Below are 19,593 nucleotides of genomic sequence, written 5' to 3'. Positions count from 1 at the left end.
CCAAAAACATTTCGGGCGGGATCGAGTATACACAACTAAAGCATGCGAATTACGGCGCGGGTAATTAGTGATGGGGTTTTAGGATAATTGGAATGAATATCAAATATAAGCTTCATCTTATATATAAATAAGATTAAAAATCAAAAAGTTAAAATAAAATCAGAAATAATTAACCTACGTATTTTCCGAAATAAACCGTGATTAAAAATCTATTTTAGGATTAACCTCACGGTATGATTTCCGTTAAATCACAGACAAGAGGATTTATCTGATAAAAAATGCCGACATAACGTCGGCATTTTTATTAAGGTTATTTAATTAACCGCGCCACGCTTTATAGCGGTTAATCAGACCATTGGTCGAGCTATCGTGGCTGCTGATTTCTTTGTCATCTTTCAGCTCTGGCAGAATACGGTTCGCCAGCTGTTTACCCAGTTCCACGCCCCACTGGTCGAAGGTGAAGATGTTCAGGATCACGCCCTGAGTAAAGATTTTGTGCTCATACAGCGCAATCAACGCACCCAGGCTGAACGGAGTGATTTCACGCAGCAGGATGGAGTTGGTCGGGCGGTTACCTTCGAACACTTTGAACGGCACCACGTAGTCAAGCGTTGCCGGATCTTTACCCTGATCGCGATATTCCTGCTCAACCACTTCGCGGGATTTACCAAACGCCAGCGCTTCGGTCTGAGCAAAGAAGTTAGACAGCAGTTTCTGGTGATGATCAGAGAGCGGGTTATGGGTGATAGCCGGAGCGATGAAATCGCACGGTACCATTTTGGTTCCCTGGTGGATCAGCTGATAGAACGCGTGCTGACCGTTCGTACCTGGTTCACCCCAGATAATCGGGCCAGTCTGGTAATCCACAACCTTACCGTTACGGTCAACATACTTACCGTTGGACTCCATATTGCCCTGCTGGAAGTACGCCGCGAAACGGTGCATATACTGGTCATAAGGCAGAATCGCTTCAGTTTCCGCGCCAAAGAAATTGTTGTACCAGATGCCAATCAGCGCCAGCAGTACAGGCAGGTTTTTCTCGGCAGGCGTGGTGGAGAAATGCTTGTCCATCGCGTGTGCGCCAGAAAGCAGTTCAACGAAGTTATCAAAGCCGATGGAGAGAACAATCGACAGGCCAATCGCTGACCACAAAGAGTAACGACCGCCGACCCAGTCCCAGAATTCGAACATGTTGGCAGTATCAATACCAAACTCGCCAACGGCTTTGGCGTTGGTGGAAAGCGCCGCAAAGTGTTTCGCAACGTGTTTCTCATCACCTGCCGCTTTCAGGAACCAGTCACGCGCGCTATGGGCGTTGGTCATGGTTTCCTGAGTGGTGAAGGTTTTAGATGCTACCAGGAACAGCGTGGTTTCCGGGTTTACTTTTTTCAGCACTTCCGCGATGTGAGTCCCATCGACGTTAGAAACAAAGTGCATGTTCAGGTGGTTTTTGTATGGACGCAGTGCTTCAGTCACCATGTACGGGCCGAGGTCAGAACCGCCGATCCCGATGTTCACTACGTCAGTGATTGCTTTGCCGGTATAGCCTTTCCACTCACCGGAAATAATCGCTTCCGAGAAGGTTTTCATCTTCTCCAGCACCGCGTTGACTTCCGGCATTACGTCTTTGCCATCAACCAGAATCGGGGTATTGCTACGGTTACGCAGCGCTACGTGCAGCACGGCGCGGTTTTCAGTGCGGTTGATCTTCTCGCCAGAGAACATCGACTTAATCGCGCCCGCCAGATCGCACTCTTTCGCCAGATCCTGTAATTTCGCCAGCGTCTCTTCAGTGATGCGGTTTTTGGAGTAATCCACCAGCATCTGATCGTCGAAGGTTGCGGAGAACTTAGAAAAACGATCGCCGTCTTTAGCAAAAAGATCGGCGATCGTAACGTCTTTCATTTCATCGAAGTGTTTCTGTAGTGCCTGCCAGGCAGCGGTCTGCGTTGGATTGATGTTTTTCATTAGCAATACTCTTCTGATTTTGAGAATTGTGACTTTGGAAGATTGTAGCGCCAGTCACAGAAAAATGTGATGGTTTTAGTGCCGTTAGCGTAATGTTGAGTGTAAACCCTTAGCGCAGTGAAGCATTTATTAGCTGAACTACTGACCGCCAGGAGTGGATGAAAAATCCGCATGACCCCATCGTTGACAACCGCCCCGCTCACCCTTTATTTATAAATGTACTACCTGCGCTAGCGCAGGCCAGAAGAGGCGCGTTGCCCAAGTAACGGTGTTGGAGGAGCCAGTCCTGTGATAACACCTGAGGGGGTGCATCGCCGAGGTGATTGAACGGCTGGCCACGTTCATCATCGGCTACAGGGGCTGAATCCCCTGGGTTGTCACCAGAAGCGTTCGCAGTCGGGCGTTTCGCAAGTGGTGGAGCACTTCTGGGTGAAAATAGTAGCGAAGTATCGCTCTGCGCCCACCCGTCTTCCGCTCTTCCCTTGTGCCAAGGCTGAAAATGGATCCCCTGACACGAGGTAGTTATGTCTGAAATTGTTGTCTCCAAATTTGGCGGTACCAGCGTAGCTGATTTTGACGCCATGAACCGCAGCGCTGATATTGTGCTTTCTGATGCCAACGTGCGTTTAGTTGTCCTCTCGGCTTCTGCTGGTATCACTAATCTGCTGGTCGCTTTAGCTGAAGGACTGGAACCTGGCGAGCGATTCGAAAAACTCGACGCAATCCGCAATATCCAGTTTGCCATTCTGGAACGTCTGCGTTACCCGAACGTTATCCGTGAAGAGATTGAACGTCTGCTGGAGAACATTACTGTTCTGGCAGAAGCGGCGGCGCTGGCAACGTCTCCGGCGCTGACAGATGAACTGGTCAGCCACGGCGAGCTGATGTCGACCCTGCTGTTTGTCGAAATCCTGCGCGAACGCGATGTTCAGGCACAGTGGTTTGATGTACGTAAAGTGATGCGTACCAACGACCGATTTGGTCGTGCAGAGCCAGATGTAGCCGCGCTGGCGGAACTGGCCGCGCTGCAGCTGCTCCCACGCCTCAATGAAGGCTTAGTGATCACCCAGGGATTTATCGGTAGCGAAAATAAAGGTCGGACAACGACGCTTGGCCGTGGAGGCAGCGATTATACGGCAGCCTTGCTGGCGGAGGCTTTACACGCATCTCGTGTTGATATCTGGACCGACGTCCCGGGCATCTACACCACCGATCCACGCGTGGTTTCCGCAGCAAAACGCATTGATGAAATCGCGTTTGCCGAAGCGGCAGAGATGGCAACTTTTGGTGCAAAAGTACTGCATCCGGCAACGTTGCTACCCGCAGTACGCAGCGATATCCCGGTCTTTGTCGGCTCCAGCAAAGACCCACGCGCAGGTGGTACGCTGGTGTGCAATAAAACTGAAAATCCGCCGCTGTTTCGCGCGCTGGCGCTTCGTCGCAATCAGACTCTGCTCACTTTGCACAGCCTGAATATGCTGCATTCTCGCGGTTTCCTCGCGGAAGTTTTCGGCATCCTCGCGCGGCATAATATTTCGGTAGACTTAATCACCACGTCAGAAGTGAGCGTGGCATTAACCCTTGATACCACCGGTTCAACCTCCACTGGCGATACCTTGCTGACGCAATCTCTGCTGATGGAGCTGTCTGCACTATGCCGGGTAGAAGTGGAGGAAGGTCTGGCGCTGGTCGCGTTGATTGGCAATGACCTGTCAAAAGCCTGCGGCGTAGGCAAAGAGGTATTCGGCGTACTGGAACCGTTCAACATTCGCATGATTTGTTACGGCGCATCCAGCCATAACCTGTGCTTCCTGGTGCCCGGCGAAGATGCCGAGCAGGTGGTGCAGAAGCTGCATTTTAATTTGTTTGAGTAAACGATCAGTAGAGGTGAATAGCGACCCACGACGCTATTCACCATGCCGGTTCAATTACGAATTACTGCGGCGCTGTTGCTTTTCCGCATGTACGCGTTTCACAATCTTATAAATCCATTGCAGCGTCAGATTATATTTCTTCGCTAATTCGGCGTAGTTGCGCCCATCGCACTCGCTATAGATTTGGTAGTCACGCTCCGATGCTCGTCCGGAGATCCCCTTAGGGAAATAAATGCTTTGTCCGCCCCAGTTACGCATCATTCGGTCGGCAATGGCAAAGCCCACATTTTCTGCCGATGAACTGTCGAGATTGATGCTTTCAATCAGAACTTGCGATGCATGAAAAGCCAGGTCGTTAATGATCTCCGGTGTCCGGGCCATCTCTTTTGATTTTCGTATCATTTTTCATCTCCATATATCTTGCATCCTGAATAAGACCCGATGCGTGTAAAACCACGGATATACGCTAAGCAGTTGTCATTACTGCTACTCAATACATTCAACAAACAAATAAACAATTAACAAAAATATAAATTTTTAATATTAATGAACGCCATAAATTCATGAAATAGATATATTGTTTGCGTTATGTTTCTTGTCAACAGGTGTATCATTTTACACGATACTGTATACACATACAGTATTATTTTTACTTGTAGTGTAAAAAGATCGTTTCCCTCACAGTCGCTGACTTTCTTAAACAAACTTTAAAAATCAAATAACTACTGACTATTCCTACGATTCACCATCATCTTTTCCCTGCATAATGACGCGCTTATTCGCGAGGTCACCTTTTGCTCTTTAATTGCTGAGTGGATTTATTAGCGGGCATGTTCATTTATAGAGAATCTATTTTTTAAACTTATTTATTAAAGCTTTTTTCATTCTTCACTGGCGGGTTCTGGCGACACTAAACGCTCACTTATCAGGAGATACCGTATGAAAAAAGTCACTCTTCCCCGGCTTTCCGGTTGGCTGGTCGCTTCCGTCGCGCTGTTTGTCGTGATCGGCTGGACCTCTTCAGCACAAATCCCGGTCGTCATTTATAAACTAAGCCTGGTTTCGCTTTCCGCGGTGCTGGGATACTGGCTCGATCGCAGTTTGTTCCCCTGGGCACGGCCTGACTCTTTTTGCCCCTGGAAGGAACCGCGTTGCTGCGCGGCGGCAATGATTCGCCGGGCTATCATCGTTGCTGCCGTCTGCCTTTCCGTCGCGTTAGGGCTATAGTGATGTGGCTGAAATATATCGCGTCTATGATTATTTTCGTTCTTTTCCCACTCAACGCCTCTGAACCGCCGAGAGCCTCTCTGGCATGGCGAAACGAACTAATTCGTACAGCTCGAGAAGTCTGGGGGCTGAATGCCCCAGTGGCCGACTTTGCCGGGCAATTACACCAGGAGTCCGCCTGGCAGCCAATGGTACGTTCCCCCGTTGGCGCACAAGGTATGGCGCAATTTATGCCTGCTACAGCGACATGGATAAGCCAGTTGTATCCACAATTGCGTGAAAACAAACCGTATAACCCAACCTGGGCGATTCGCGCGCTGGTGCAATATGACCAGCATTTGTGGAAAAACATCTCTGCGAAAAATGATTGTCAGCGTATGGCGTTTACCCTAAGCGCCTATAACGGCGGTCAGGGGTGGGTTAACCGGGATAAAAAACTGGCTGCATCCAAAGGGTTAGATGCCACTAGCTGGTTTGGTCATGTTGAGCAAGTCAACGCCGGGCGCAGCGCCACGAACTGGCGAGAAAATCGTCGCTATCCAAAGATGATCCTCTATCAACATGCCGCCCGCTATTTACTCTGGGGACAGGCAAGCTGTCTTCATTAATCAGAGGGGCCGATGAAACTCAGTATCGATTTTTGGGAAGTGATCTCCCTTATGCTTTCCTTCGTTGGATTAATGTTTGCTGCCGGAAAACTGCTGTTAGCACAAATTGAAAAACGACTTAATGAGCGTTTTGAATCTCTGGAAAACGCGCGCCGGGAATCAGAAACAAGTTGGTCGAAACTGGAAAGAGAATTTCTCGAATTTCGTGCCGAGCTTCCGCTGCATTATGTCCGCAGAGAAGATTATCTTCGTGGGCAAGCAGTATTAGAAGCGAAGCTGGATGCCTTATATAGCAAAATCGAGCTGTTACAACGTGGCAGTTATTGAAAAATCCCCACCCTTATGTAAGGGTGGGGATTTTTTTAACCATTCAATTTTTTCTCTAAATCACATTAAAAGATTCTTCACCTTCGCTGCTTCAGAATACATTTCAACGATAACGAAGTGAGCGGTAATTAAGGTACAGCCTATATGGAAATTTTATCTGTAATGAATTCTGTTGTGACCAGATTACGTGAACACAACTCCGAAATGGATATATTTATTTCATCTAAGGATGCCCAGAAATATATTCCACAGACACAACGAGTTGCAGTGATTATTAATTATAGCGGTTCTGTCTTTGCTACGCCCGAAAGCAGTAATGCCATCGTGCAACAGCAAATACTCCGCTTAACCGCCACCGTTATTGTTGGCAAAAATTGTGATGCATTAAACGCACTTGATCACATACGCAGCGCATTGGGTGGCCTTCAGCTTCCTGATTGCGATCGTCTTCTTTGGCTTGAAAAAGAAATTAATACGGGTGAGAGCGGCGGTTTCTGCCGCTACATCCTGGAAATGGCGACCAGCTCGCTATTTATCGCTGAACAGGAAAGCACGGATCTTCCCCTGCTTACGGAAGTTAACTACGAGGAAACTGAATGAAATACATCTACAACGGCCCAGCAAGCGGCGTCACCCTTGCCGATGGACAAGAAATCTTATTGTGGCCGAACAGTGAAATTGATCTGCCAGAAGACAACGAGTGGGTCATGACCATGATTGCCCGCAATCATCTGACTCCTGTCATCACTCAGGAAGAACAAAATAACGTAGAGGAAATTGTACATGGCAGCTAATTATCTGCACGGTGTAGAAACTATTGAAATTGAAACCGGCCCGCGTCCGGTTAAAGCGGTAAAATCCGCCGTCATCGCTTTAATCGGTACAGCCCCCTGCGGTCCGGTAAATAAACCAACATTATGCCTTTCTGAAAGCGATGCTGCGCAGTTTGGCTCGACTCAGGCTAACTTTACGATCCCACAGGCACTGAAGGCAATTTATGACCACGGTGCCGGTACGGTGGTGGTGATTAACGTGCTGGATCCGGCAAAACATGGCTCCAACATCAGCAATGAGAGTATCACTTTTGATGCTAACAACCAGGCGAAGCTCGCTCACCGCAATGTGCGTAACGTGGTACTAAAGCCCTCTTCATCAAATTCATCAACCTTTAACACCGCAGCATTTAGCGTAGATGAACAAACAGGCATAATTACCCGTAAAGGAGCCGACATTCCTCCTGGTGCGAAAGTTTGTGCCTATTATTCCTGGTGCGACCCTACAAAGGTCACCGCAGCCGATATTATCGGTACCGTAAATACCGCAGGCGACCGCACGGGGATGAAACTGCTACAGGACACCTATAACCTGTATGGTTTCTACGCCAAAATCCTGCTTGCTCCCGTGTTCTGTACGCAAAAATCAGTAACTACAGAGCTGATTGCACAAGCGGAAAAACTTGGTGCGATTACCTACATTGATGCCCCGATTGGGACGACATTCCAGCAGGTATTGGCAGGACGCGGTTCGCAAGGGGCTATCAACTTCAACACCAGCTCTGATCGTGCGCGTTTATGTTACCCACACGTCAAAGTTTACGATGGCATCACTAACCAGGAAGTTCTCGAACCGCTCTCTTCGCGCGCTGCCGGGCTACGTGCCAAAGTAGACCTCGAAAAAGGTTTCTGGTGGAGCAACTCAAACCAAGAAATTCAGGGTATTACCGGTATTGAACGTTCGCTTTCCGCAATGATTGATGATCCACAAAGCGAAGTGAATCAGCTAAACGAAAACGGCATTACCACTATTTTCAATAGTTACGGCTCTGGTCTGCGCTTGTGGGGCAACCGCACTGCAGCGTGGCCTACCGTGACCCATATGCGTAACTTTGAAAACGTCCGCCGGACAGGCGATGTAATTAATGAGTCAATCCGTTATTTCAGTCAGCAGTATATTGATATGCCGATTAATCAGGCGCTGATTGATGCCCTGACCGAATCGGTAAATACCTGGGGCCGTAAGCTGATTGCCGACGGCGCACTGCTTGGCTTTGAATGCTGGTACGATCCGGCGCGAAATTCACCGACTGAACTCAGCGCTGGGCATTTATTGCTGAGCTATAAATTCACCCCGCCGCCGCCGCTGGAACGTCTGACGTTTGAAACTGAAATTACTTCTGAATATTTAGTCTCTCTGGAGAGCAATAGCTAATGGCTGGAAAAATTCAAATTAACCGTATTACCAACGCCAATATTTATCTCGATGGTAATAACCTTTTAGGTCGTGCAACCGAAATTAAATTGCCGGATGTCAGTTTAATTATGCAGGAGCATAAAGCACTGGGCATGGTGGGTAAAATCGAACTCCCGGCGGGTTTCGATAAACTGGAGGGCGAAATTAAATGGAACTCCTTCTATCAGGACGTAATGCGTAAAACGGCAAACCCGTGGCAGGCGGTTGCATTACAGTGCCGCTCCAGTATTGATTGCTATAACTCCCAGGGGAAAGCGAATCAATTAGCGCTAGTGACACATTTAACCGTGATGTTTAAAAAGAATCCACTGGGCACATTTAAACAGAATGAAAACCCGGAATTCAGCAGCGCCTTTGGTTGCACTTATATTAAACAAGTAGTTGATGGTGAAACGCTGCTTGAACTTGATTATATGGCCAATATTTTCCGGGTTAATGGTGTGGATCAATTAAGTACCTATCGCAATAACATCGGTGGCTAAGTTATTCGGGGCTACGGCCCCGAACTTTGCAAAATAAATAAGGACACAAAATGAAAGAACATTATATCTTACAGTTCCCGTTTACTTCAGCGGCGGGAGACGTAATTAACACTCTGCAATTACGTCGCCTGAAAGTAAAAGATATGCGCAACGCGCGCCGGATCAGCGAAAAACCTGAAGAGTGGGATGAACCGCTAATGGCGGCAATGACCGGACTGGTGCCAGAAGATTTAGCTGAAATGGATTTGCTGGATTACCAGGCATTGCAGAAACGATTTCAATCCATGCTTAGCGTGGCTACAGAATCCGCCACTGTTATGGCAAGCGATGGCGTTACTGGCGAGATGGTTTCGCTTTCCACCCAGTGAGATAGACGCCCTTACCGTCGATGACTTTAGCAACTGGCTGGATGAAGCCAGCGCCCAAATAAAAATCGAATATGACTCGCAGACCTGATGTCTGCGAGTTTCCCAAGCCCGTCAGGTTTATTTCTTCCCTGCCCCTTTTTTTAGAAAAATAACCAGCGGGCCATTATCAATATTTAAAGAGAAACAATTTTGGCCAACGATATTATTACCCAGCTTCAGGCGCGTAATGAGACGTTGACGCAGGCAATAGCCCGTTACGGCTCACTCAACGCCAGAACATTGTTAACTCTCTCTACTCAGCAGGCGACAGTTATCAAACTAACGCAGCAGCTTGCCGATTCCGCTCTCCGCCTGGAGGAAAATAGCCGCAGCCGCGCTAATCTGATGGAGAAAACCCAAACATTTGCCGGGCAATTTAGCAAAGTATTCAATGTTGAAGCCCCCGACTGGAAGTTGCCGTATGAGTTTCAGGACAACATGGTCAATATGGCGACCAAAGGTGGGATGAATGCTACAACCCGCGAGACGCTCAGCCTTAATCTGCGCGACTGGAGCATGGATTTTAACCAGCAGCAGACCACCTTACAGAACGCAGCCCAAACGCTGATCGAAGGCAATTTGTCGTCGATACAGGATCTCAACCGTTATATGCCGGAGATCGCCAAAGCTGCCACCGCCACGCGCGAAAGTGCTGAAACATGGGCGAATGCCGCGCTCGCAACCCATGATCGACTGAATATTGCCCCGGAAAATTTCCACGCCGCGCAAAACATGATGTACGGCATTAGCAAAAGCGGTGGGCCTGCCATTGCTGAACAAACGCAGTGGATAGAGAAATTTGCAGGTAAAACCGGCGCTCAGGGTCTGGAAGGTATGGCTGAACTGACCGCCACCATGCAGATCGCCATGAAAAACGGGGCCAGCGCCAGTGCGGCGGCGGAGAATTTCGACCACTTTCTGCAAACCACCTTTTCGAAAAAAACCGATTACTGGTTCGTCAGCCAGGGCGTTGATCTGCAAGGCTCTCTGCTTGAGCATCAGCAAAACGGTATGGGTGTTAGCGAAGCCATGACTCATATCGTGCAAATGCAGCTTGAGAAGATGAATCCGGCGATCCTCGACACCTTCAAACGCACCATGCAGATCGAAGATTTATCTGCCCGCAGCAATGCGCTGCAATCGATGGTGACGCAGTTTAATCTGGGGGAAATGTTCGGCGATGCGCAAACAGTGGAATTCCTGGCCCCTATGCTGGCGAATATGGAGGAATATCGCCAGTTAAAAGCCTCTGCCATGCAAGCCACCAGCAAGAATCTGATTGATGCCGACTTTTCTGCGCAAATGGCCTCGCCCATTGAACAGACTAAAGCGTTACAGCTGGCGTTAAATGATTTATGGCTCAGCATTGGCTTGCAATTAATGCCGCTGATTGGCGAGCTGGCACAAAGCCTTACGCCGGTTATTCGTCAGTTCAGCGCCTGGCTACGTGAGCACCCGACACTGGTGCAAAACATCGCGAAAATCGTCGGGGCGATTTGGCTGTTTAACGGTGCGCTGAATGTTTTAAAGCTGGGCGCGAACCTCATCACCTCGCCGTTTATTCGTCTGGTCGATATCTTCCTGAAAGTCAAGGCAAGTCTGGCGCTCACAGGCGGGGCAAGTAAGATGCTATCAGCGGTTAAGTCATTGGGTGGCGGCGCAAAATGGCTAACGCAACTGCTTGGTCGTGGCCTGATTGGAACATTGAAACTGGTTGGTCGGACCGTTCTCTCACTAGGCCGGGTGCTACTGATGAATCCCATTGGTCTGGTCATCACTGCGATTGCGGGCGCTGCTTATCTGATTTATCGCAACTGGGAGCCTATCTCCAGGTTCTTTTCGACCATCTGGCAACGTATCACCACGGCCTTTGACGGCGGCATTGCAGGAATTTGTCGGTTGATTCTCGACTGGTCACCGCTGGAGTTGTTCTATAGCGCCTTTTCCAGTGTGATGAATTGGTTTGGTGTCGAGATGCCTGCAAGTTTTAGCGAGTTCGGCAGCAATCTTCTGGGCAGTCTGGTTGACGGCATAATGAATGCCTTCCCCGCTCTGAAAGGCATTATTGATCAGGTAAAAAACGCCATCCCAGACTGGCTAAAAACCACGATGGGTATTAGTACAGAAGGATCGGCTACAGCTATTACAAGCACGACTAATACCGCATCCGTCTCCCCCGCGACCGTTGTTCCAGGCGTTGCCGGTGCGATTTTAACGCCGCCGGTGGGCAAACAACTCGCGCCATCCGGCAAAACGGCTACGCCGTCATCGGCGCCAGCGGCAAAAAATACAGCCGCCAAACCCGTATCTGCCTCTTTACCTGGTAAATCCGTAACCAAAGCGGCGACGCTACCTTCCCGTTCCTCAGGAAAAGTTCAGGTGAATTTTTCGCCACAAATTACCGTGCAGGGTAACGGACAAAACACCACTAAAGAGATTCAGAACGTGTTGACGATGAGTAAACGCGAACTGGAAAGAATGATTAACGATGTAATGGCGCAGCAGCAGCGCCGGGGGTATGCCTAATGTATGCCGTTTTAGGAGAGATTGAATTTAAGGTTGTCACATTCTGGGACGGCTTTAAAAGCACAATGGGCGTGGATTACGCCACACATGCCCGTATAGAAGGCAAACCCGGCGTGCAGTTTATTGGCGATAAGCTGGATATGCTGGCGCTGGAATTTTCCCTGCACAGCCAGTTTTGCCAGCCCACAACAGAGCTGAACCGACTGCGTGAAGCCATGCTTGCTCACAAGGCGATGGCACTGGTATTTGGCAATGGCGATTATCGCGGCTGGTTTGTGATTACGGAGCTAACCGCCACCCACCAGCACACCGATCCCTGGGGCAATGTGATTGCCCAAAACGGAACGATGTCGCTCCAGGAGTACACCGGCGATCCTAAAAATCCACTTTTACCTCCGGCGATTACCACCCAGGAGCCCAACATCGAGGAAAAGGCGAGCGATTTTCCCGACAAGGTGGAGTCCTGGTTTGATCAGATATTAAACGCCATTGAAGAAGGTATGCGTAAGGCCAAAGAGATGCTGGATGAACTGACACAATCCATTGAAGATATTAAAAAAACGGTGGCAAAAGTGAAAGCAATGATTAAAGAGGCCAAAGCGTTAAAAGAAAAGTGTGAAAAGATAATTACGTCATTGAAAAAGACAATCGACGCCATCGAAACCCTGTTTAAACAGCCAATGGATCTGCAAACGCTGGCAGGCCTACCAAAAGCGTTGTCGGCGCAGATTAAAGCTTTACTGGGTAACATGCCAGGTATCCGGGACTGCGCCAATGACGCCAGTACGCTGGTTGACCATGCTCAGGCGCTTTTCGACGACATTACCAGCGACATCGCCGAAGCGACGTTCGATAAAGCCACGTCGTTGGTTGAGCAGGCACGTACAACGGTACAACAAACCACTCCCGCAGTGAGCCAGCTTGCTGCCGTAACCATTACCAGGAGCTGGTAATGCGATACCTTGAACATATCACCACCGATGGCGAACGCTGGGATAACCTGGCATGGCATTACTACGGTGATGCGCTGGCTTATGAACGCATAATCGCCGCCAATCCACATGTAGCCATTTACCCGGTACTGCCTTCCGGTATTCAGCTCATTATTCCGGTCATTTCCGTTAATAAAACCTTATCGGAGATCCCACCATGGCTGAGATGAGCGTAACTGGTGGCGTCTTTGCCACACTCACGCCCATTTTTACCCTCTGGTATGGGCATAAAGATATCACTTATGACATCACACCCTATGTCACCAGCATCAGTTACCACGACAGCATCAAAAACGAGTCGGATACCATCGCAATTACACTGGATGACACAGATGGACGCTGGATAAAAGAGTGGTATCCCGGCAAAGGCGATACGCTGGCGCTGCATATAGGTTATCAGGGGGAAAAGCTGCTCGATTGTGGCCAGTATATTATTGATAAAATTGATATTTCAGCGCCACCTTCCACGGTAAATATTGATGGCATCGCCACTTCCGTCAATCAGGCGCTGCGCACCCGTAACAGCCAGGGCTTTGAAGAAACGACGCTTTCGGCGATCGCCAGCCGTATTGCCCAAACGCACGGTCTGAAACTGGTGGGCAAAATCGAGTCGCTCACCATCGACCGGGTAACGCAGTATGGTGAAACCGATGTCGGATTTCTCAAACGTCTGGCCAGTGAATATGGTTATGCCGTAAAAGTGACGACAAAAGAGCTGATTTTTTCACATTTACCCACGCTGCGCTGCCTGACGCCTGTGAAAAAGATCGATCGCAAAGAGGTTTCTCATTTTACCTTCAAAGACACCATTAACCGGATCTACAAGAACGCCACCGTACAGCATCAAAATAGTAAGAAAAAAGAACTGGTTATCTACACTCACAACAGCCAGCAAAAACCATCTGTCCGTGGAGTCGGCACTAGTGCCGACACGCTAAAACTGAACAGTCGGGCGACGGACGTTGGCGCAGCACAGGCAAAGGCTAACGCTGCACTCGACAGCCACAACGAATATCAGCAAACCGGAACGCTCACAATGATGGGCTGCCCGGAACTGACGGCGGGCAATAAAATTGAACTGACCGATTTTGGCGTGATTTCCGGTCAGTGGCTGATTGATAAATCTACTCACAGTTTTGTGCGCAGCGGCTATACCACTGAAATCGACGTGTCACGCGGGCCAGCGACCAGCCAGTAAGGAGGAAATATGAAAGGAGTAACCCGTCAAACGGGGATTATCAGCGATATTGACGAAACCAGTGTTCGGGTACGGGTCACTCTACCAGAGTGTGACAATCTGAAGAGCAACTGGCTTGCGGTACTTCAACGCAATTCCCAGGACAATAAAGACTACTGGCTACCGGATATGGGCGAGCAAGTGGAAGTTCTGCTGGACGATAACGGTGAAGATGGCGTGGTGCTGGGTGCCGTTTATTCTACGGTTGACACCGCGCCTGTAGCCTCGCGCGACAAACGTTACGTCCAGTTTTCTGATGGCGCAGCGTTTGAATATGACCGCAGCACGCACCAGCTGACGATTAACGGCGGTATCGAGAAAATCGTGATTGAGGTTATCGACAGCACCCGCCTGACATCGCCCAACGTTGAGATTAAAGCCCAACACGTCACCGTGACTTCCGATACCGTCGATGTTAAAGCGACCGATGTCAGCATCGACGCCACTAAGGTCGAGGTTAAAGCAGCAGCAGTGACGGTAGATGCGCCCATGAGCACCTTTACTGGCAACGTCACGGTAATGAAAAAACTCACCTGGCTTGGCGGGATGGCAGGAAGTGGAGGCATCGGTAACGCAGCCACGATAACCGGCAATGTCAACGTGATCGGCAACGTTCAGGCCAGCGGCGCATTGCAGGACAGCGGTGGCAACTCCAACCACCATTCACACTGACTTTTAACCCGCCTGATGGCGGGTTTTCTCTTTTTAATCAATCAGTTTTCTAAATCGCTTTAATATCTCCACAGCCCGTTCAGGGCGAAAATACCCTCATGAACACAAAAACACGCCCCTCAACGCTGCACTGGCAACCGGCCTTGCAGCGGCCTGAAGAATACGTCTGCGGGCTGGATGATATTCACCAGGCAATACACATCATTCTGCGTACACCGCGCGGCAGTGATCCCCACAGACCGCTGTTTGGCAGCAACTTGTGGCACTACATCGATTACCCCATCGAGCGGGCTATCCCGCATGTGGTACGGGAGTCGGTGGAAGCCATCCGCCAGTGGGAACCGCGCTGTCGGTTGCTGAAGGTGACACCAGTAATCGACGGCGAACATCTGACGTTACGTGTGCAATGGCGCGCCGCTGACGGCGTTATCAACTCAACGGAGGTGTTATGGCGATAGCCGAACCCAATTTTATTGACCGCGATCCTGCGCAAATTACCAGTGAGATGATTGCGCAATACGAAGATGCCAGTGGTAAAAAACTCTATCCGGCACAGGCTGAGCGGTTGCTCATCGACCTGTTTGCCTATCGTGAAAACCTTGTACGCATCGCCATTCAGGAAGCGGCGAAACAAAACCTGGTCGCGTATTCCCGCGCGCCAATGCTGGATTATTTAGGGGAGTTGGTGGGAGTTCACCGTTTGCCTGCGCAGCCTGCAAAAACGACGTTGCAGTTTTCGGTCGTTAGTGCGTATCCCGGCAATATCCTGATTCCCCAGGGGACGCGGGCCAGTGCCTCTGATAGCGTGATGTTCGCCACCGATGAAGATGTTCTGCTTCCGGCCAGGAGTTTGCATATCGCCGTTCCTGCCACCAGCCTCGCAGCAGGTGAACAGGGTAACGGCTGGCAGCCTGCACAAATTAGCGCACTGGTCGACAGGATTGGTCATTATGACATCAACGTAACCAACCTGACTGCGTCAACGGGCGGCTGCGGTGAAGAGAGCGATGACGCATTGCGCCAGCGTATCCAACTGGCACCAGAAAGCTTTAGTAATGCGGGCAGCTATGGTGCCTACCGCTTTCATACGCTTTCTGTTAGCCAGTCGATTATTGACGTTGCAGTACTGGGGCCGGACGAGGGATTGCCAGAAGGCTGCGTGGAGATCTACCCGCTAACCCTGAATGGTCTACCCGGCACGGAGTTGCTGGCGCAGATTGAACAAGAAGTCAGCAAGGAGAAAAAACGACCGCTGACCGACAAAGTGAGTGCGAAATGCGCTCTTCGAGTGCCGTATGAGATCCGTGCGCAGCTAATGCTGTTTACCACCGCCGATCAGGAGACAACGCTGGCTGCGGCGCGTAAAGCGATTAGCCTCTGGACGCAACAGCGGCAGAAACATCTGGGGCAGGACATTGTGCCAAACCAGATAATCAAAGTGTTACAGGTCGATGGCGTCTATGACGTTGCGCTGAATATGCCTACAAAACGTATTTTGCAGGCGCATGAATGGGCGGAATGCACTGCAATAGACGTCACGATTGCCGGAGTCAGCGATGGATAAATTGCTGCCACCGCCGCCGCTTGCCAGCGATGAGCGTTTTTCGATTCTGGCAAACATCGCCGCCGAGCGTTTTGCCCAACTCGATCTGACGGCGTTGATGGTTTATCTGGTCGACCTGGTTGATGCTTCGGCATTACCAGCCCTTGCAGAACAATTTCACGTTCAGGGGCTGGAAGGTTGGTTATTTACCACCGATGAGCGGGAGAAACGCGAGTTAATTAAACAAGCCATTGAACTGCATAAATATAAAGGAACAATTTGGGCGGTACGGCGAGTGCTGGAAATACTTTCCTTACCCGGAACTATTTCAGAATGGTTTGAATATGGGGGAAGGGCTTATTTTTTTAAGGTAAATATTACACTAGAGGAAAAAGGATTAAATGAAGATGAATTCAATGCACTTATCACATTAATTCATGAATATAAAAATGTTCGTTCAAAGCTGGAAAGCATTGTTATTTGGCTTATTAATCGAAGCCCAATACCAGTTATTGGCAGCGCCATGCAAGGAGGGGAAGTCATTACAGTATTGCCTCCTGTTGCAGAAAGCCTCAGCCAGTCATCAGGAATATTTTTAGCGACGGGTTATTGTGTGGAGGAATATATCCAACTACTACCTTATCAACCCGATCGCCTTACACAATCCCAACCGATGAAGGTCGGCACAGGATACTGGAGCACCGAAATTATGTCTGTATATCCGGAGTAATAATGGCAAGTGAATTTTTTACAATATTAACTGCTGCAGGCAAAGCCAAAATTGCCTCAGCACTGGCCGAGCAAAAACAGATCCGTCTGCAAACTATGGTAGTTGGCGACGGTAATGGTAAATATATCGAACCGACAGAAAGTCAGACCAAAGTAGTCCATGAGGTCTGGCGTGGTCAGCTCAATACATTAAAAATTGCGCCAGATAATCCGGCCTGGGTTATCGCAGAAGCGATTATTCCCGAACAAGTCGGAGGCTGGTATGTACGCGAAGTTGGGTTACTGGATACCGACGGCACGCTGGTCGCTATTGGTAAATTCCCGGAAACCTATAAGCCACGATTACCTGCGGGGGCCAGTAAGCAAATCGTTATACGCGCGGTCATGGAAGTCACCAATGCAGACGCGGTGACGCTTTTGATCGACCCTTCAGTCGTTGTGGCAACCAGGGAATATGTCGATGACGCGTTGAAAACACATCAGCAATCACGAAATCATCCTGATGCGACGCTGACACAAAAAGGTTTTACGCAGCTCAGTAATGCAACTAATAGCGATGATGAGACTAAAGCAGCCACGCCAAAAGCGGTAAAAACGGCATATGACCTGGCAAATAGCAAAGCCGCAACCAGTCATACTCATGCCTGGAATCAGATTACTGGTATCCCTGACGGTACACTGACGCAGAAAGGAGTCGTTAAACTTAACAACACAACAAATAGCACCAGTACAACGGAAGCTGCAACGCCAAGTGCGGTTAAAGCAGCGATGGACAAGGCTATTGCTGCGGCGCCGTCCAGCCATACCCATGCCTGGGGGCAAATAACAGGTATCCCCGACGGTACGCTGACACAAAAAGGGGTCGTGAAACTTAATAATGCGACCAACAGCACCAGTACGACGGAAGCTGCGACGCCGAACGCGGTTAAGGCAGCGATGGATAAGGCTATTGCTGCGGAAAGCTGTCCTGTTGGGATGCCTATTCCCTGGCCATCTGATTCTGTACCTTCAGGCTACGCTCTGATGACAGGTCAGACATTTAATAAAACCTCCTATCCCAAACTGGCAATTGCATATCCATCTGGTGTTATTCCTGATATGCGCGGATGGATAATTAAAGGAAAACCATCCAGTGGGCGCGCTATATTATCTACTGAACTGGATGGAGTTAAATCACATAACCATACGGGCAGTATTTCGAGTACTGATTTAGGGACGAAAACCACACCCCTCACAGACTTGGGGACTAAAACTGCATCATCATTTAACCATGGAAATAAAACAACAAGTTCATCTGGCTCAGGCTCGGCAACTGCAACAGTAAGAACAGGGACATCTTCACCAGAGGGCCAAGGCGACTGGACATCATATGGCCCTGGTACCGGATCATCTTTGGCAATTAATGTTCCATCACACGTTCATAGTGTTACAATTGGTTCCCATTCGCACACTGTTGCGCTCGGCACCCATTCGCATTCAATTGCACTTGGTTCCCATAACCACTCCCTAACCATTAATAATACCGGCAGCACCGAAAACACCGTCAAAAATATCGCATTCAACTATATTGTGAGGCTAGCATGAATACTTTTACCTTTTCTGATGAAGCTCAAATACTAACTGTATATAATTTTTCACAAGACTCCCAAGAATATATCGGTGAGTCTGATGCATACATTGCACCTAATACAGGCTTGCCAAATTATTGCACATTAATTTCACCTCCCGAAAAGGCTCCTGGTTTTACTCCAGTGTGGGAGAATGAAACATGGAGACTTATTGAAGATCATCGAGGCCAAACTGTTTATAACAAAGTTGATGGTAGCCAGCTTATTATTCAAGAATTGGGCCAATTACCTGAAAATGTAACAGTCATTTCCCCGACAGGTTCTTTTGAACGTTGGGATGGTGAAAAATGGCAACCATCTATAACCGATGCTAAAGAGGCGAAATACTCTGCAATCAAAAATCAACGCGATGCCATCACAACCGATTACATCATCATCAACAACCATCACTTCCACAGTGATACAAATAGCCGTATCCAACAGCTTTCACTCACAAAAATGGGAGCGGAGAAAAAAATTCCGCCAGGGTTAATGTGGAAAACTAAAAATAATGGTCTGATTGAGTTAACCAACGAAATCGCTGCCCAGTTTGAATCGGTCACCATGGATCACGATATGCGCTTGTTCGCAAACGCCCAGCGTCATATCGCGGCGGTGGAAGCACTGGACGATATTCAGGCGGTGCTCGACTACGATTATTCAACAGGCTGGCAACCATGAGTAAAACCACTGTCTGGCTCGCTTGTTATAAGGGCCGAACAGAGCACCGTGGTATTGCCCGACTGGCTGACTGGCTTACCCGTAAAATCACACGCGGTAGTTATTCCCACTGTGAATTAGCCGTTAAGCATGGTGAAAAGAGATACCTTTGTTACTCCGCATCACTGCGCGATCGCGGTGTACGCGGAAAAATAATGCCATTGCCAGCGGATAAGTGGGATATGCTGCCGCTCCAGGCCAGCCTTCAGGATGTGGAAACTTTTTTCCGTAAACATGATGGCAAAAAATATGACTGGCGCGGAGCATTAGGAATTATTATCGGTAATAAAGAACAGCGCGATCGCCTGTTTTGCAGTGAATTTTGTGCTGAATTTCTGCAACTGAAGGAAAGCTGGCGCTATTCTCCAAACCACTTGTACGCTTTAGTCAGTAGCTGGCAATATCAGCCGTAAAATAACGCCGG

The 19,593-nt window shown here is 49.1% G+C and carries 22 protein-coding genes and 1 riboswitch; of the genes, 20 read left to right on the top strand and 2 right to left on the bottom strand.

The genetic code is table 11. The features are described 5' to 3' along the window. Positions 1-318 precede the first annotated feature (318 nt). Positions 319-1,968, bottom strand: coding sequence for a glucose-6-phosphate isomerase (gene pgi / locus ACJHYW_RS11270; RefSeq protein WP_000789981.1), 1,650 nt, complete (start codon positions 1,966-1,968; stop codon positions 319-321). Positions 1,969-2,204: 236 nt separating this feature from the next. Further along, positions 2,205-2,401: riboswitch (Lysine riboswitch) on the top strand. Between the two features lie 91 nt (positions 2,402-2,492). On the opposite strand from pgi, the gene lysC reads away from it, so the two are divergent. Next, on the top strand, positions 2,493-3,842 hold the full coding sequence (gene lysC, locus ACJHYW_RS11265) for a lysine-sensitive aspartokinase 3 (RefSeq protein ID WP_001290321.1): 1,350 nt from the start codon (positions 2,493-2,495) through the stop codon (positions 3,840-3,842). A 54-nt stretch (positions 3,843-3,896) separates the two neighbouring features. Here the strand turns inward: lysC and ACJHYW_RS11260 are convergent, their stop codons facing one another. Then, entirely contained in the window at positions 3,897-4,244 is a 348-nt protein-coding gene (locus ACJHYW_RS11260) for a Mor transcription activator family protein (RefSeq protein WP_000619864.1), read from the bottom strand. 537 nt (positions 4,245-4,781) lie between these two features. Here ACJHYW_RS11260 and ACJHYW_RS11255 point away from each other — a divergent pair. The 19 genes from ACJHYW_RS11255 (at position 4,782) to ACJHYW_RS11165 (ending at position 19,582) form a co-directional block, all read left to right on the top strand. After that, on the top strand, positions 4,782-5,069 hold the full coding sequence (locus ACJHYW_RS11255; protein ID WP_000758131.1) for a putative holin: 288 nt from the start codon (positions 4,782-4,784) through the stop codon (positions 5,067-5,069). Between the two features lie 2 nt (positions 5,070-5,071). Then, positions 5,072-5,677 (top strand): lytic transglycosylase domain-containing protein, encoded by a 606-nt coding sequence (locus ACJHYW_RS11250; protein WP_000266448.1) that lies wholly within the window; start codon positions 5,072-5,074, stop codon positions 5,675-5,677. A 12-nt stretch (positions 5,678-5,689) separates the two neighbouring features. Further along, positions 5,690-6,004, top strand: a complete 315-nt coding sequence (locus tag ACJHYW_RS11245) for a membrane protein (protein WP_000777272.1) — start codon at positions 5,690-5,692, stop codon at positions 6,002-6,004. Positions 6,005-6,148: 144 nt separating this feature from the next. Next, positions 6,149-6,604: a Gp37 family protein gene (locus tag ACJHYW_RS11240; RefSeq protein ID WP_000404767.1), complete on the top strand. Its 456-nt coding sequence runs from the start codon at positions 6,149-6,151 to the stop codon at positions 6,602-6,604. Further along, positions 6,601-6,798: a hypothetical protein gene (locus ACJHYW_RS11235; RefSeq protein ID WP_000875310.1), complete on the top strand. Its 198-nt coding sequence runs from the start codon at positions 6,601-6,603 to the stop codon at positions 6,796-6,798. The genes ACJHYW_RS11240 and ACJHYW_RS11235 overlap by 4 nt, the downstream gene beginning before the upstream one ends. After that, a complete protein-coding gene (locus ACJHYW_RS11230) occupies positions 6,788-8,212 on the top strand; it encodes a phage tail sheath family protein (protein WP_000729835.1) in 1,425 nt (474 codons plus the stop codon). Before ACJHYW_RS11235 ends, ACJHYW_RS11230 begins: the two co-directional genes overlap by 11 nt. Beyond that, positions 8,212-8,736 carry a phage major tail tube protein gene (locus ACJHYW_RS11225; protein WP_000907502.1) on the top strand — a complete coding sequence of 175 codons (525 nt, stop codon included), beginning with the start codon at positions 8,212-8,214 and terminating at the stop codon, positions 8,734-8,736. Before ACJHYW_RS11230 ends, ACJHYW_RS11225 begins: the two co-directional genes overlap by 1 nt. 50 nt (positions 8,737-8,786) lie before the next feature. Then, positions 8,787-9,104: a phage tail assembly protein gene (locus ACJHYW_RS11220; protein ID WP_000658214.1), complete on the top strand. Its 318-nt coding sequence runs from the start codon at positions 8,787-8,789 to the stop codon at positions 9,102-9,104. Positions 9,105-9,293: 189 nt separating this feature from the next. Continuing rightward, on the top strand, positions 9,294-11,669 hold the full coding sequence (locus tag ACJHYW_RS11215; RefSeq protein WP_001262479.1) for a phage tail tape measure protein: 2,376 nt from the start codon (positions 9,294-9,296) through the stop codon (positions 11,667-11,669). Further along, entirely contained in the window at positions 11,669-12,622 is a 954-nt protein-coding gene (locus ACJHYW_RS11210; protein WP_000271436.1) for a phage tail protein, read from the top strand. The genes ACJHYW_RS11215 and ACJHYW_RS11210 overlap by 1 nt, the downstream gene beginning before the upstream one ends. Beyond that, positions 12,622-12,831: a tail protein X gene (locus ACJHYW_RS11205; RefSeq protein WP_001269711.1), complete on the top strand. Its 210-nt coding sequence runs from the start codon at positions 12,622-12,624 to the stop codon at positions 12,829-12,831. The genes ACJHYW_RS11210 and ACJHYW_RS11205 overlap by 1 nt, the downstream gene beginning before the upstream one ends. Then, on the top strand, positions 12,819-13,859 hold the full coding sequence (locus ACJHYW_RS11200; RefSeq protein ID WP_001361462.1) for a phage late control D family protein: 1,041 nt from the start codon (positions 12,819-12,821) through the stop codon (positions 13,857-13,859). The genes ACJHYW_RS11205 and ACJHYW_RS11200 overlap by 13 nt, the downstream gene beginning before the upstream one ends. Before the next feature lie 9 nt (positions 13,860-13,868). Next, the gene (locus ACJHYW_RS11195; RefSeq protein ID WP_000679401.1) at positions 13,869-14,570 is read left to right on the top strand and encodes a phage baseplate assembly protein V; all 702 of its coding nucleotides are present in this window, start codon (positions 13,869-13,871) and stop codon (positions 14,568-14,570) included. 98 nt (positions 14,571-14,668) lie between these two features. Further along, entirely contained in the window at positions 14,669-15,028 is a 360-nt protein-coding gene (locus ACJHYW_RS11190) for a GPW/gp25 family protein (RefSeq protein ID WP_001093498.1), read from the top strand. Next, positions 15,019-16,134, top strand: coding sequence for a baseplate J/gp47 family protein (locus ACJHYW_RS11185; protein WP_000951744.1), 1,116 nt, complete (start codon positions 15,019-15,021; stop codon positions 16,132-16,134). The genes ACJHYW_RS11190 and ACJHYW_RS11185 overlap by 10 nt, the downstream gene beginning before the upstream one ends. Beyond that, a complete protein-coding gene (locus tag ACJHYW_RS11180) occupies positions 16,127-16,843 on the top strand; it encodes a phage tail protein I (protein WP_000359520.1) in 717 nt (238 codons plus the stop codon). The genes ACJHYW_RS11185 and ACJHYW_RS11180 overlap by 8 nt, the downstream gene beginning before the upstream one ends. A 2-nt stretch (positions 16,844-16,845) precedes the next feature. After that, positions 16,846-18,426 (top strand): phage tail protein, encoded by a 1,581-nt coding sequence (locus ACJHYW_RS11175; protein ID WP_000135569.1) that lies wholly within the window; start codon positions 16,846-16,848, stop codon positions 18,424-18,426. Beyond that, positions 18,423-19,130, top strand: coding sequence for a DUF4376 domain-containing protein (locus ACJHYW_RS11170; RefSeq protein WP_061092771.1), 708 nt, complete (start codon positions 18,423-18,425; stop codon positions 19,128-19,130). Before ACJHYW_RS11175 ends, ACJHYW_RS11170 begins: the two co-directional genes overlap by 4 nt. Then, positions 19,127-19,582 carry a hypothetical protein gene (locus tag ACJHYW_RS11165; RefSeq protein WP_061092772.1) on the top strand — a complete coding sequence of 152 codons (456 nt, stop codon included), beginning with the start codon at positions 19,127-19,129 and terminating at the stop codon, positions 19,580-19,582. The genes ACJHYW_RS11170 and ACJHYW_RS11165 overlap by 4 nt, the downstream gene beginning before the upstream one ends. Positions 19,583-19,593: the final 11 nt, after the last annotated feature.

This window comes from Escherichia sp. WS3063, from assembly GCF_046486595.1.
In the GTDB taxonomy this organism is placed as follows: Bacteria; Pseudomonadota; Gammaproteobacteria; order Enterobacterales; family Enterobacteriaceae; genus Escherichia; species Escherichia coli.
The sequence above is the reverse complement of the archived record's forward strand: the minus strand, read 5'-3'. Positions and strand labels throughout refer to the sequence as shown.

Bases quoted from the DNA above. Each gene is read 5' to 3' on its own strand.
- ACJHYW_RS11210 (WP_000271436.1), top strand. From the start codon at position 11,669: ATGTATGCCGTTTTAGGAGAGATTGAATTTAAGGTTGTCACATTCTGG.
- ACJHYW_RS11235 (WP_000875310.1), top strand. From the start codon at position 6,601: ATGAAATACATCTACAACGGCCCAGCAAGCGGCGTCACCCTTGCCGAT.
- ACJHYW_RS11190 (WP_001093498.1), top strand. From the start codon at position 14,669: ATGAACACAAAAACACGCCCCTCAACGCTGCACTGGCAACCGGCCTTG.
- ACJHYW_RS11260 (WP_000619864.1), bottom strand. From the start codon at position 4,244: ATGATACGAAAATCAAAAGAGATGGCCCGGACACCGGAGATCATTAAC.
- ACJHYW_RS11250 (WP_000266448.1), top strand. From the start codon at position 5,072: ATGTGGCTGAAATATATCGCGTCTATGATTATTTTCGTTCTTTTCCCA.
- ACJHYW_RS11255 (WP_000758131.1), top strand. From the start codon at position 4,782: ATGAAAAAAGTCACTCTTCCCCGGCTTTCCGGTTGGCTGGTCGCTTCC.
- ACJHYW_RS11225 (WP_000907502.1), top strand. From the start codon at position 8,212: ATGGCTGGAAAAATTCAAATTAACCGTATTACCAACGCCAATATTTAT.
- ACJHYW_RS11230 (WP_000729835.1), top strand. From the start codon at position 6,788: ATGGCAGCTAATTATCTGCACGGTGTAGAAACTATTGAAATTGAAACC.
- ACJHYW_RS11195 (WP_000679401.1), top strand. From the start codon at position 13,869: ATGAAAGGAGTAACCCGTCAAACGGGGATTATCAGCGATATTGACGAA.
- ACJHYW_RS11180 (WP_000359520.1), top strand. From the start codon at position 16,127: ATGGATAAATTGCTGCCACCGCCGCCGCTTGCCAGCGATGAGCGTTTT.
- lysC (WP_001290321.1), top strand. From the start codon at position 2,493: ATGTCTGAAATTGTTGTCTCCAAATTTGGCGGTACCAGCGTAGCTGAT.
- ACJHYW_RS11200 (WP_001361462.1), top strand. From the start codon at position 12,819: ATGGCTGAGATGAGCGTAACTGGTGGCGTCTTTGCCACACTCACGCCC.
- ACJHYW_RS11240 (WP_000404767.1), top strand. From the start codon at position 6,149: ATGGAAATTTTATCTGTAATGAATTCTGTTGTGACCAGATTACGTGAA.
- pgi (WP_000789981.1), bottom strand. From the start codon at position 1,968: ATGAAAAACATCAATCCAACGCAGACCGCTGCCTGGCAGGCACTACAG.
- ACJHYW_RS11175 (WP_000135569.1), top strand. From the start codon at position 16,846: ATGGCAAGTGAATTTTTTACAATATTAACTGCTGCAGGCAAAGCCAAA.
- ACJHYW_RS11165 (WP_061092772.1), top strand. From the start codon at position 19,127: ATGAGTAAAACCACTGTCTGGCTCGCTTGTTATAAGGGCCGAACAGAG.
- ACJHYW_RS11170 (WP_061092771.1), top strand. From the start codon at position 18,423: ATGAATACTTTTACCTTTTCTGATGAAGCTCAAATACTAACTGTATAT.
- ACJHYW_RS11185 (WP_000951744.1), top strand. From the start codon at position 15,019: ATGGCGATAGCCGAACCCAATTTTATTGACCGCGATCCTGCGCAAATT.
- ACJHYW_RS11220 (WP_000658214.1), top strand. From the start codon at position 8,787: ATGAAAGAACATTATATCTTACAGTTCCCGTTTACTTCAGCGGCGGGA.
- ACJHYW_RS11205 (WP_001269711.1), top strand. From the start codon at position 12,622: ATGCGATACCTTGAACATATCACCACCGATGGCGAACGCTGGGATAAC.
- ACJHYW_RS11245 (WP_000777272.1), top strand. From the start codon at position 5,690: ATGAAACTCAGTATCGATTTTTGGGAAGTGATCTCCCTTATGCTTTCC.